This window comes from Luteibacter sp. OK325, assembly GCF_003050935.1.
Lineage (GTDB): Bacteria > Pseudomonadota > Gammaproteobacteria > Xanthomonadales > Rhodanobacteraceae > Luteibacter.
Genome location: NZ_QAOX01000002.1, coordinates 95,121 through 108,163 on the forward strand (window position 1 = coordinate 95,121; position 13,043 = coordinate 108,163).

5 protein-coding genes are annotated in these 13,043 nt (G+C 65.7%); 4 read left to right on the plus strand and 1 reads right to left on the minus strand.

All coding sequences use genetic code 11. The features are described from left to right. Positions 1–23 precede the first annotated feature (23 nt). The 4 genes from alkB to C8J98_RS21990 all read left to right on the plus strand — a co-directional run bounded on the left by alkB (position 24) and on the right by C8J98_RS21990 (position 9,804). Entirely contained in the window at positions 24–677 is a 654-nt protein-coding gene (gene alkB / locus C8J98_RS04340) for a DNA oxidative demethylase AlkB (RefSeq protein WP_107911298.1), read from the plus strand. A gap of 184 nt (positions 678–861) precedes the next feature. Further along, positions 862–9,294, plus strand: a complete 8,433-nt coding sequence (locus C8J98_RS04345) for a glucoamylase family protein (protein ID WP_107911300.1) — start codon at positions 862–864, stop codon at positions 9,292–9,294. A 76-nt stretch (positions 9,295–9,370) separates the two neighbouring features. Continuing rightward, positions 9,371–9,607: a hypothetical protein gene (locus C8J98_RS04350; protein ID WP_146171519.1), complete on the plus strand. Its 237-nt coding sequence runs from the start codon at positions 9,371–9,373 to the stop codon at positions 9,605–9,607. A 23-nt stretch (positions 9,608–9,630) separates the two neighbouring features. Then, entirely contained in the window at positions 9,631–9,804 is a 174-nt protein-coding gene (locus C8J98_RS21990; RefSeq protein ID WP_158272596.1) for a hypothetical protein, read from the plus strand. A 98-nt stretch (positions 9,805–9,902) separates the two neighbouring features. Here C8J98_RS21990 and C8J98_RS04360 read toward each other — a convergent pair whose 3' ends face one another. Continuing rightward, a complete protein-coding gene (locus tag C8J98_RS04360) occupies positions 9,903–12,941 on the minus strand; it encodes a TonB-dependent receptor (RefSeq protein ID WP_107911306.1) in 3,039 nt (1,012 codons plus the stop codon). Positions 12,942–13,043: the final 102 nt, after the last annotated feature.

Here is a 13,043-nt window from a genome sequence, read left to right on the forward strand (position 1 = left end):
TGTGTAACGGGGATAATAGGGGCATGACTGCGGATCTCTTCGCCGATTCTCCCTCCACCGAGCGACGCAATGAGCCGCTCGGCCCGGGCGCCGTGGTTCTGCGTGCGTTTGCCCTGGACGAAGGGGCCGCGCTCGTCGATATCATTCACGCGCTGTCCACGGTCTCGCCGTTCCGGCACCTGGTCACCCCCGGTGGTCACACCATGAGCGTGGCCATGACCAACTGCGGCAAGGTGGGCTGGGTGAGCGATCGCCGCGGCTACCGCTACGACGCGATCGATCCCGAGACCGGCCAGCCGTGGCCACCCATGCCGGCACTGTTCATGCAGCTGGCAGCGGAAGCGGCTGCCGAGGCCGGCTTCGACCGTTTCGTGCCGGATGCGTGCCTGGTGAACCGCTATGTCACTGGATCGCGTCTCACCATGCATCAGGACCGGAACGAGCGGCGCGATTCGGAGCCCATCGTGTCCGTGTCGCTGGGCGTGCCGGCCATGTTCCAGTTTGGCGGCCAGGGCAAGGGCACCAAACCGCTGAATGTCCCGCTCGTCCATGGCGACGTCGTCGTCTGGGGCGGTCCGTCGCGCATGAATTACCACGGCGTGCTGCCGTTGAAGGCATCGCATCATCCGCTGACGGGGATGGACCGCCTGAACCTCACCTTCCGCACCGCACGCTAGCGCCTCCGGGAGAGCGTAGACTGGACCGGCGGCCCCCAGGGCCCACGCCGCGCTGATCCATGAAACGAATCCCACCACCCCCAAGGGGCAGGATATAGAGCTGTTCAGGCGCGCAAGTCTTCATGACGCTCCGGGTCCAGAGCGTGAGCCCGCACTGCGGGCGGAACTGTTCAACGCCGACCAGATGGAAGCCCACGGGCTGGTGCTCGCGAAACGCCACGAAGTGGCGAAGCAGCGCTCCGCGGAATGGCTGTTGCCCAGGCTGGCCGATAACGAACGGGTCATCCTCGATGTCTGCCGCGCGCTGATGGCGGCCGGGCGGCGAGGCGCGGGCACCACGCCCGCCGGTGAATGGTTGCTCGACAACCTCTACCTGATCGAAGAACACATCCGCATCGCCAACAAAGACTTCCCCAAGGGCTACAGCCGCGAGCTGGTGCAACTGGAGGATGGTCCGTCACGGGGCTTGCCGCGCGTCTACGACATCGCGCTCGAAGTGATTTCGCACGGCGACGGCCGCATCGATGCAGCGGGGCTGGCGCGTTTCCTCCAGGCGTATCAGTCCGTCGTGCCACTGAAGCTGGGTGAGCTGTGGGCCATCCCGATCATGCTGCGCCTCGCGCTGATCGAGAACCTAAGGCGCATCGCCGCGCGCGTGATGCTCGACAAGGCCAGGCGCCGTCGCGCCACACGTTGGGCCGACGCCATGACGCGCATGGCGTCGGAAGATCCGAAGAACGTCGTGCTGGTCGTCGCCGACATGGCGCGCTCCTCGCCGGTGATGAGTGCACCTTTCGTCGCCGAACTCGTTCGCCGTCTGCAAGGGCAGGGGCCTGCGCTGGCCATGCCACTGGGGTGGATCGAGCAGCGCCTGGCCGAATCCGGCCGCAGCATCGACTATCTGGTACAGATGGAGTCGCAGCAGCAGGCCGCGCACCAGGTATCCGTCGGCAACAGCATCGGCAGCCTTCGCGCGCTGGTGACGGTCGACTGGCGCGACTTCGTCGAGCACGCCAGCCTGGTCGAGGCCTGCCTGCGCGAGGACCCCGCGGGTATTTATGCGGCGATGGATTTCGCCAGTCGCGACCGCTACCGGCACGCCGTGGAACGCCTGGCTCGTGCGGGTCGTATCGGTGAAGTGGCCACGGCGCGCGCCGCCCTCGCAGCGAGCTGCCCCGAGCCGGGTGAGCCACGCGATGGCACGGTCACGCACGTTGGCTATCACCTGGTCGGTGCGGGGCTTCCTGCACTCGAGCGTCGCCTGGGCACCCGGCAGTCCTTCGCTTCGCGGTGCCGGCGTGTTTTCGATCGGGCGCCGTTCGCTTTCTCGCTGACGGCGTTCTTCCTGTTACTGGCAGGCCTCACCACCGGCCTCGTCGAAAGCGCTTCCTTGCCACCCGGCTCGGGCTGGATCGCAGCCGCATTGGCCCTGGGCGCACTGATCGTCGCCAGCCAGCTCACCCTGAGCCTGCTCAACCTGGCGGCCGTGCTCGTCACTAAGCCCGATCAGCTGCCACGTATGGACTACTCAGAGGGCATTCCCGCCCGGGCGCGCAGCATGGTGGCCGTGCCGACCTTGCTCGGCAGCCCCGACGATGTCGACGAGGTAGCCGACGCGCTCGAAGTGCGCTTTCTCGCCAATCGTGACGAGGTCCTGCACTTCGCCTTGCTGACCGACTTCATGGATGCGGATGCCGCCTCGATGCCCGGCGATGCCGCCATCCTCGAGCGTGCCAGGCAGCGCGTCGACGCGCTCAACGCGAAATATCCCTCGCAAGCTATCGATCGCTTCTACCTCTTCCATCGTCCACGCGAATGGAGCGAGACGGAACAGCGCTGGATCGGTGCCGATCGAAAGCGCGGCAAGCTCGCGGCGATGAATGGCCTGCTCCGTGGCGAGGGCCGGGAGCGCTTTGCGCTGATCGTCGGGCGGATAGAGAGCCTTCCTCCGGTGCGTTACGTCATCACGCTCGACACCGATACGCAGCTTCCACGCGACACCGCGCACCTGCTGATCGCGGCCATGGACCATCCGTTGAACCGCCCGGTGTTCGACGAAGCCCGCGGCGTCGTGGTAGCCGGTTACGGCATCATGCAGCCGCGTGTCGGCATCGGTCTTCCCGCGCAGGCGAGGTCGGCTTATGCGCGTCTCTATGGCGCCGATGCCGGTATCGATCCGTATACCCGTGCGGTCTCCGATGTCTACCAGGACCTCTTCCACGAGGGCTCGTTCATCGGCAAGGGCATCTACGACGTGGATGCCTTCGAGCATGCACTGGCGGGACGCCTTCGCGATGAGCGCGTGCTCAGCCACGACCTGATCGAAGGCTGCTTCGCGCGCACGGCCCTGCTCAGCGACGTGCTGGTGTTCGAGGAGAATCCGGAACGTTATGTCGACGACAGCCTTCGTCGCCATCGCTGGATGCGTGGGGACTGGCAGTTGCTGCCATGGCTCATGCCCACGGTACCCACGCGTGGCGGATGGCGGCGTAACGACCTAAGCCACCTGTCGCGCTGGAAGATCTTCGACAATCTGCGTCGCAGCGCGGGCGCTCCTGCGGCCCTGGCCCTGCTCGTGGCAGGCTGGTTGTGGATCGCCCCGGTACTGAGCTGGACACTGGGCGTGCTGTCGATGGCCTTCGTGCCGGTGCTGCTGCAGGCCTTGATGGAAGCCTCGCGCAAGCCTCGCGATATCGGCTGGCGACAGCACGCGCGCGCTTCGCTGGTCGCCACCGGCCAGCATGGCCTGCGCCTGGTCTTCTCGATGGCCTGGTTGCCCCACGAGGCCCGGGTAAGCCTCGATGCCATCGTCCGCTCGTTGTGGCGCATCGTGATCAGCCACCGGCATCTGCTGCAGTGGCGTTCGTCCAGCGAGGTGGAACGCAGCGGCAGGGGCACGCATAACGTGCCCTGGCGTTCCCTGTGGGCCGGCCCCGCCGTGGCGGTCGTTCTCGCCGTCCTGCTCACGGTCGACCGCCCCATGGTGCTCGCCATCGCCGCGCCGGTGCTCATGCTGTGGTTTCTCTCGCCCGTGTTCGCCTGGTGGGTGAGCCGTCCCGATGTCAGCCATGTTTACGCCCCAAGCAACGCGGATCGGACCTTCCTTCGCCTGCTTGCCCGGCGAACCTGGGCATTCTTCGAGGCCCACGTCGGTGACGACGACCATTGGCTGGCGCCGGACAACGTGCAGATGACGCCCGAGACCAGGGTGGCCCGGCGCACGTCGCCCACCAACATGGGCCTGGGCCTGCTGGCGAGTCTGGCCGCGTACGATTTCGGCTTCCTCGGCCTCGGCGGTGTCATCAGCCGCACGACCGCCACGCTCGCGACCATGCATGCGCTCGAGCGTTACCGTGGCCATTTCTACAACTGGTACGACACCGAAACACTCACGCCGTTGCGTCCGCTCTACGTATCCAGCGTGGACAGCGGCAATCTTGCCGGGCATCTGCTGACCCTTCAGCGAGGGCTGATGGCGTTACCGCATGAACCGGTTTTTCGTGCCGCGTCGATCGAAGGCCTGCGCGACACGCTCGGCGTGCTTGGTCAACACGTGGACGATGCCGACCGGCCGGACCTGCTGGCGTGGTCGGACGAACTGCTCACCGCGGTGGCTTCGCCGCCCCGATCGATGGACGCGGTGTTCGCGTTCGCGGGCACCCAGGCCGATCGCTTGCGCATGGTGATGCCTGCACTTGCGCGCGAACCATCTGACGAAGCGGCCTTCTGGCTTTCCCGTCTAAGCGCGCAATGCGACGAGCTGATCGCCGAGGCGGAGCAGTGGCGAGGTGGAAGCCACGTCGAAGGCATTCCGACCTTGCTGCAGATGGGCAGCGAGGGGACAACCGACGCCGCCCAACGCGCCGCCGCGCAGGCGCGCATCGAGGCACTGGGCAATATCGCCGCACTGGCAGGTGAGCTGGCCATCATGGACCACGCTTTCCTGTACGACGACAACCGGCACCTGATGTCCATCGGCTATGACATCGACCGGCGCGTGCTCGATGCGTCGTTCTACGATCTGTTGGCCTCCGAGGCGCGGCTGACCACCTTCGTCGCTATTGCGCAGGGCCAGATTCCGCAGGAAAGCTGGTTCTCGCTCGGTCGCCTGCTCACGACCACGGGTGGCTCGCCTGTGCTGCTTTCGTGGACGGGCTCGATGTTCGAGTACCTGATGCCGATGCTGGTCATGCCGACCTACGAGGGCAGCCTGCTCGACCAGACCTGCCGGGCGGCCGTCGCCAGGCAGATCGAATACGGCAAGCAGCGCGGCCTGCCATGGGGCGTGTCGGAGTCCGGTTACAACGCCGTCGACGCGCAGCTGACCTATCAATACCGTGCCTTCGGCGTACCCGGGCTGGGTCTCAAACGCGGCCTTGGCGACGATCTCGTCGTCGCGCCGTATGCCACCGTGCTCGCGCTGATGGTCGCCCCCGCGGCAGCCACCAGCAACCTGCGACGGCTCGCCGACGCTGGCCTGGCAGGTCGTTTCGGTCTGTACGAAGCGGTCGATTACACGCCGTCCCGCCTGCCACCGGGGCAGGACGCCGTCGTAGTGCGTTCGTTCATGGCCCATCACCAGGGCATGTCCCTGCTGGCCATCGACCATTTGCTGCTCGGCCAACCGATGCAGCGCCGTTTCGAATCGGACCCGCACATCATGGCCACCACGCTGCTGCTTCAGGAGCGTGTGCCACGAAGCGCGACGGAGTACCTGCATACCGCCGGGCTGGGTGACGACGCCACGGCGCCGTCGACGCCCGAGGCGCGCCTTCGCCTGTTTACCGATCCGGATCGCCCGCGTCCGGCCGTACAGCTGCTTTCCAATGGGCGCTATCACGTCATGGTGAGCAGTGCCGGCGGCGGCTACAGTCGTCGCGATGCCATGGCAGTCACCCGCTGGCGCGAAGACATCACCCGCGATAACCACGGCATGTTCTGCTACTTGCGGGATCCCGAGTCGGGCGACGTCTGGACCACGGCCTACCAACCGGTAGCGCGACGTACGGATCTGTTCGAGGCTATCTTCTCGGAGTCGCGGGCGGAGTTCCGCGTGCGCCAGCGCGGTTTCGAGACGCACACCGAGATCGTGGTCTCGCCCGAAGACGATATCGAACTGCGCCGCACGCGCGTCACCAATCGTGGACGCACGCGCCGCACCATCGAGCTGACCAGCTACGCCGAAGTAGTGTTGACCGACCCTAACGGCGACATGGCGCATCCGGCCTTCAGCAAGCTGTTCGTCACCACGGAGATCGTGGCGTCGATGCAGGCACTTTTGTGCGCACGCCGTCCGCGCTCAGCCGACGAGCAGCCACCATGGATGTGTCATCTGGTGGCCGTCCACGACGTGGACGTGGATGCGATTTCCTACGAGACCGATCGCGCCACGTTCATCGGGCGCGGACGCAGCACCGCACAACCGGCGGCGCTCGATGTCGGCATGGATCGCCTGAGCGACACGGCGGGCGCCGTCCTCGATCCCATCGTGGCGATCCGGGTCCGCATTACGCTGGATCCCGAACAGACCGCGACGCTCGACTTCGTGACCGGCGTGGCGGACACACGCGACGGTTGCATGCGCCTGATCGAGAAGTATCGCGATCGACACCTGTCCGACCGCGTGTTCGACCTCGCGTGGACGCACAGCCAGGTCTCCCTGCGCCAGGCGAACAACACGCTGGCCGATGCACAGCTTTACGAACACATGGCGACCTCGGTCGTCTATCCGAACCTCGCCCTGCGCGCCGAGCCGGCGCTCATCGCCGCGAATGCGCGCGGGCAATCGGGGCTATGGGGGCAGGCGGTCTCAGGCGACCTGCCGATCGTGCTGCTGCGGATCGGCGATATCGCCCGGCTCGATGTCGCGCGCGACCTCATCCACGCGGCCGCTTACTGGCGGCTGCGCGGCCTGGCCGTGGACCTGGTCATCTGGAACGAAGACAGCACCGGTTATCGGCAGACACTGCACGACGCCCTGACCGGCCTGCTTGCCTCGGGGACGGAATCGACCCTGCTCGACCGGCCGGGCGGTGTGTTCATTCGCGCCGCGCAGCCACTCTCGTATGAAGACCGGTTGGTGATGGAAGCCAGCGCGCGCATCGTGGTGGTCGACAGCCTTGGCTCGCTGGCCGAACAGATGGAACGTCATCGCCTGGACTCGCGTCCGGCCGCCGCGGAGCCCGCTTCGTGGCCACGCCTGCCACGTCCCGAACTGGCTGCGGCGAAACCGCCCACGGGCGCTTTCTCCGCGGATGGCAGCGAGTACGTCATCGTGCTGGAGCAGGGCGCCGAAACGCCGGCGCCGTGGTGCAATGTGCTCGCCAACCCTTCTTTCGGAAGCGTGGTATCCGAGAGCGGCGGCGCGTATACGTGGGCCGAAAACGCGCATGGCTGCCGGATCACGCCGTGGCATAACGACCCGGTCGAGGATGCGAGCGGCGAAGCCGTTTACCTGCGCGACGAATCTAACGGCCGCGTCTGGTCGCCGACGCCATTGCCGGTGCGCGGCAAGGGCAGCTATACGACGCGCCACGGCTTCGGCTACAGCACTTTCGAGCATGACGAGGAAGGGCTTCACTCGCGCCTGGAAACCTTCGTCGCGCTGGATGCGCCGGTGAAGTTCCAGGTGGTCACGGTGACCAACAAGGGCCCCGAGGCGCGTCGCCTTTCGGTCACCGCATACGTGGAATGGCTGCTCGGCGATGTCCGCGAGAAGAGTTCGATGCACGTCGTCACCGAGGTCGATCCGATCACGGGCGCGCTTTTCGCACGCAACGCCTACAACAGCGACTTCCCCGGTCGCGTCGCCTTCTTCGACATGGGCGACCGCGAACGCTCCGTGGGTGGCGACCGGACCGAGTTCCTCGGCCGCAACGGACGGATGGATTCGCCGTTGGCGATGCGTCGCCAGGGCTGGAGCAACCGCATCGGCGCCGGGCTGGATCCCTGCGGCGTCCTGCGCGTCGTCTTCCTTCTCGAGCCCGGCGAATCGCGTGAGGTCGTGGTCCGGCTGGGCATGGGGGGCAATGAGGCCGAGGCCCGCAGCCTCGTGCAGCGCTTCCGTCAGGACGGCTCCGCCGCCAGGGTGCTGTCTGCCGTGCGCGCGCACTGGCGTGGCCTGCTCGGTGTGGTCCAGGCCAGGACCCCCGAGCCCGCGATGGACACCATGGCGAATGGCTGGCTGCTCTACCAGACCATCGCCAGCCGTCTTTTCGCGCGCAGTGGCTATTACCAGTCTGGCGGCGCCATCGGTTTCCGCGACCAGTTGCAGGATTCCATGGCCACCCAGCACGCTGCGCCTGCCATGGCCCGCGCCCAGCTGCTGCTCTGTGCGGCGCACCAGTTCGTCGAAGGCGACGTGCTGCACTGGTGGCATCCTCCGATCGAACGCGGGGTGCGTACGGCCTGCTCGGACGATTACCTCTGGCTGCCCCTCGCCACCAGCCGCTACGTGCATGCGAGCATGGACGCCGCAGTGCTGGATGAATCGATCGAATATCTCGAAGGTCGCCCGCTGCGTCCCGGTGAAGAGTCCTATTACGACCTGCCACGCCCGTCGGGTGTTCGCGCAAGCCTTTACGAACACTGTGTGCGTGCCATCGAGCACTCCATGCCACGCGGGCGCTACGGCCTGCCGCTGATGGGTAGCGGCGACTGGAACGACGGCATGAACAAGGTCGGCGAGGGCGGCAAGGGCGAGAGCGTCTGGCTAGGCTTCTTCCTGGTCCACGTGCTGCGCGAGTTCTCGGTGACGGCACGTTCGCGCGGCGATACGATTTTCGCGGACCGCTGCATGGCGGAGGTGGCGACGCTGTCCACCGCTCTGGAGGCGCATGCCTGGGATGGCGAGTGGTACCGGCGCGCCTGGTTCGACGACGGTACGCCACTGGGCTCGGCCAGCAACGACGAATGTCGCATCGATGCGATCGCGCAGAGTTGGTCGGTCCTCTCGGACGTCGCCGGCGACGAACGCCGCACGCAGGCCATGGCGTCGTTGGGCAGTCATCTCGTGCAGGACGACGTCGGGCTGATTCGCCTGCTCGACCCGCCGTTCGATCGTTCGGCCATGGACCCGGGCTATATCAAGGGGTACGTGCCTGGCGTGCGCGAGAACGGTGGGCAATACACGCATGCGGCCGTATGGGCCGCGATGGCCTTTGCGCACATGGGCAACCACGACCGCGCCTGGGAACTGGCGCGCATGATCAACCCCGCCAGCCATACCGGCGACGCCGATGCCGTCCAGCGTTACAAGATCGAGCCTTACGTGCTTGCGGCTGACGTTTATTCGGTGGCGCCCCATGTGGGCCGCGGCGGCTGGAGCTGGTACACGGGCTCCGCGGGCTGGATGTACCGCCTCCTGATCGAATCGCTGCTGGGGCTGAGCCTTCAGGAGGGGCGGTTGCGCATTCGCCCCTGCGTGCCGGGCTCATGGGCGGGTTACAGCCTGCGTTACGTGTTCGGAGCTTCCACGTACTCCATCGATCTGCGCCCGGCGCGTGAAGGTGAATCGACGGGCATCCTGCTCGATGGTGCTTCCATCGAGGGCGATACCCTGTCGCTTCAGGACGACGGGCGTGAACACAAGGTGCACGTGGTGTACCCGCGAGGCTAACGGCAAGGTAACGCCGCCGGGCGCAGCCTCGCGCTTGGCGGCGCGCGTCGATGTCGCCCAGCGGGAGTATCGCGCCATGTCCACGATTTCAAAGGATCGGCCGTCCTACCTCGAGGCAAGGCGTTGGATGCTCGAGGCTTACGATGTCGCCGCGGCCACGCACCCGGCGGCGTGTGCGATTCGCGAGATCAACGAGAAGGGCGAGTGCCTGCCGCTTACGGCGAAGCAGCTGAGAGGACGCAAGTCCGTCGCGGCGCCCGATTCGGTGATCAGTGAACCGGAACACTTCCCGCCGCGAACGTCGCGGCATTGATGTACCGCCTTTTGGGGTCGACGATGAGCAACCCGTTCCAGAGCATCAACCAGCGAATCATCGACGACCTGCGCAAGAGTCGTAGCGAAGCTCCGGCGGAGCAGCTGCCCAAGGCGATGCCAGCTAATCGTGACGCCGACGACGAAGCGTCGGAAGAGGCCTATTCCAACGAAGGCAACCCCGAAGACGACTCCTGACCGCCACACCATGCCCCCTGTAGGAGCCGCTTCAGCGGCGATAGCCAGGTTGCCGCGCCGCCATCGCCGCTGAAGCGGCTCCCACAGATGCTGCTGCTTCAGAAGTCGTAATTCGCACTGAGCCGCAGGTAACGCGGCAGCTGCCGTGACGTCGGCGTCCCGTACAGCGGGTTGGCCAGGTTCGGGCTCGACTCCGCGTTCGGATAGATGCCCACCACGCGCTGCTCGTTCAGGACGTTGAACACGTTCACATTGAATGCCAGCCTTGCGTCGGCGAACGCGGGCCGATACGTCGCACCTACATCGAGCTGGCGCACCCAGGGCAGGCGGCCGTGGCTTCCCGGCGGCGAGGGCAGGCCGTTGCAAAAGTGGTAGCTATTGCCGTAGCCGGCCGGGTCTTCCCGATCCGGGCCGAAGTAACCGAGGCAAGGCCTGGGCGCACCGGAGATCATGCTGAGATTGCCGCTGACCAGCCACTCGGGGGTGATCTGGTAGTAGCCGAACACTTTCAGCTGGTGCTTGTGATCGTTGTTCTGCGGCCCGTTGGTGTTGACCATGATGTACGAGTTGTCCCAGTCCTGGGTGGTCGACACGGCCGTCTGGCCGGTACCGCGCGACTCGCGGTAGAGGTCCGAGCGAAGCTGGCCTTCCGTGTTGCCGTAGCTGCGCGAGAACGTATACGTGGCCCGTGCGTACCAGGTGCCGTCGAAGGGATGTTCCAGGAAGGATTCCAGCGAGTAGTAGCGACGCTTCAGGCGGTCGAACCCGAATTCCTGGTTGGTGAGCGGCACGCTGACGTGGTTGCCCGCGGTGTCGACGAGGTTGAACGTATTGGCCTTGCCCGGATTGAACAGCCAGCAACTGACGGGGTTGCTCGCTGTCGTCACGTCGTAGCCTAGCGACTGTGCCTTGGCCAGCACGAGGTCGATATCGCAGTAGTCGTCGATCGCATTGCGCAGGATGCGTTGCGTCGCCTTCGCTCCATAAACCCACTTGGTACCCAGGGTCTTGGTGAAGCCGAGGATGAATTCGTCCTGGTACTCCGACTTCAGGCCCTTGGTGGTGACGGTGGAGGGATCCGGCAGCTGGCCGAAGGTGTTGTTAGCCGCCACCGGCGGTGAAATGGTGGTCAGGTTGGTTGGTGTGCCGTCCGCGGCGATGCCGCCATAGGTGAAGTACTGCGAGGTGGTCAGTGCACCGCCGGCCGCATTGAGCGCGGGGTTCAAAGGCAGGCCGAGGTAATAGCGACCGGCATTGGCGTAGACCTTGAAGGTTGCGTCGCCGTTCACGTCCCAGCTGGCGCCCAGGCGTGGTGCCCATTGCGGTTTGTGCTGGGTCACGAAGGGCTGGCCATCGCTGTTGAAGTTCTCGAACTGGTCGTTGCGCAGGCCGACCGAGAGCAGCCAGCGATCGTTGATCTGCCACTTGTCCTCGATGTACTGCGCGCGCTGCGTGGAGCGCACGGTGGCCAGGCTGCTGTTGATGTTCTGGATGACGTAATAGCCCTGCGCGCCATTCGGAAACCCGCCGGTGGCGGGCACGCCCAGGCCGGTGGAGATCGGCGTGTTCGGGTCGCCCTGGCCGTACGTCCAGGAATAGCCGCCGGGTCCGGAGGTGATCGTGCCCTGGTCCAGGGCCTTCGCGGTCTGGTTATCCATACCCGCCGTAATGGTGTGATCGCCGATCTTGTAGGTGAGGTCGATGCGGGTATTGGTCGTGCGGTTGCCGCGCCCGGCGGGACTCAGGCTGGCGACGGTCTGGTTGTTGCCGCGTGGCGCGCCACCGTTCAGTGCGGGGTTCTGATTGGTCAGGCCATCCACATAGGTGAGATCGGCGTTGTAGCCGGCGGGCGCATCGTAGTCGTCGCTCTTCAGCTTGCCGTACTGCGCGGTAAGCGTGAGGTCGTCGGTCAGGTAGCCGGTGTATTTGGCCGTCCACAGGTCGCCGCCGGTCTTGATGTTGTCGTCGCCGCCGATCCGGTCCTGGCGCGTACGCGTCTGGTAGTCGTAACCGTAGACGGTACCGGAGGTTTCGTACTTGTCGGAGGCGCCGGTGAGCTCGACGATATTGCTATCGGTGATGTTCCAGTCGAGTTTTCCGTACCAGCGTGGCTCGTTGTATCGATAGTCGACATAAGGCTTCGTACTGCTGAAACCGCTCACCGGGTTGACGGTGGTGCCCTGCTGCCGCTCGTATTCGCCGGCGATGAAGATGAACAGCTTGTCCTTGATCAGCGGGCCGCCCGCATATGCGCTGACCGTGGTGCTGGTCGCGGAATCCTTGCTGTCGGGCGAATACAGCTGGCCGGCCTTGGGTGATGCCGGAAGCCCGTTCTCGAAGTAGCGATTGCGTTGGCTGGAGCGCGCGAAGTTCGGTTCCCACAGTACCTGCGTGCCGAAATGCCATTCATTGGTGCCGCGCTTGCCGACCACGTTGATCACGCCGCCATCGGACCGGCCGTACTGCGCGCTGTAGCCGCCGGTATAGACCTCCTGCTGGTCGATCGCGCCGTAGGGCAGGGACAATCCGCCGAAGCCGCGCAGGGGATCCGTGGTGGAGAAACCGTTGACGTAGTAGGCGTTCTCGCTGGCCGCGGAGCCGCCGAAGCTCACCAGGGAGTTACCCGTGGGGCCCTTGAAGCTACCGCCGTTGTTGACCACGCCCGGTGCAAGCAGGGCGATGGCTTCGGAATTGCGACCCAGCGGCAGGCGCGCCAGCTGCTCGGAGGTGACCACGGTGCGCGAATCCACCGTGGAGACATCGATGCTTGGCAAGGCTGCGGCGGATACCGTAACGCCTTCCATCGACTGCGCCTGCGAGGCGATGAAGGATACCTCGGTGCCTGCGCCCACCTTGAGCGCGATGTTCTGCCGCGTGTCCACCACCTTGCCGCCGACCTTGAGGCTCACGTTGTACGTGCCCAGGGGTAGCTGGCCCGCCGAGAAGCGACCGCGTTCGTCGACGGGAAGGTCCCGGCTCAAACCGGTATCGCTGGTAACCGTCACTGTCTCGCCGGCGGCGGCTGGCGCCTGCCCGAAAAGACTGCCGGTGGTGGACTGCGCCAATGCGCCGGAACTGATCGCCAGCGCAAGGGCGGTAACCAGGGCACGCTGGATGCTGGGAGTCTTGCTGGACATGAACGACGCTCTCCTCGAACCATTCTTCAGGCGTAAGCGCACACGGTCGCTGCTGCCGCAGGGCCGGGCATGACGGGTAATCGAAGGAAAATCCCCTGGAGG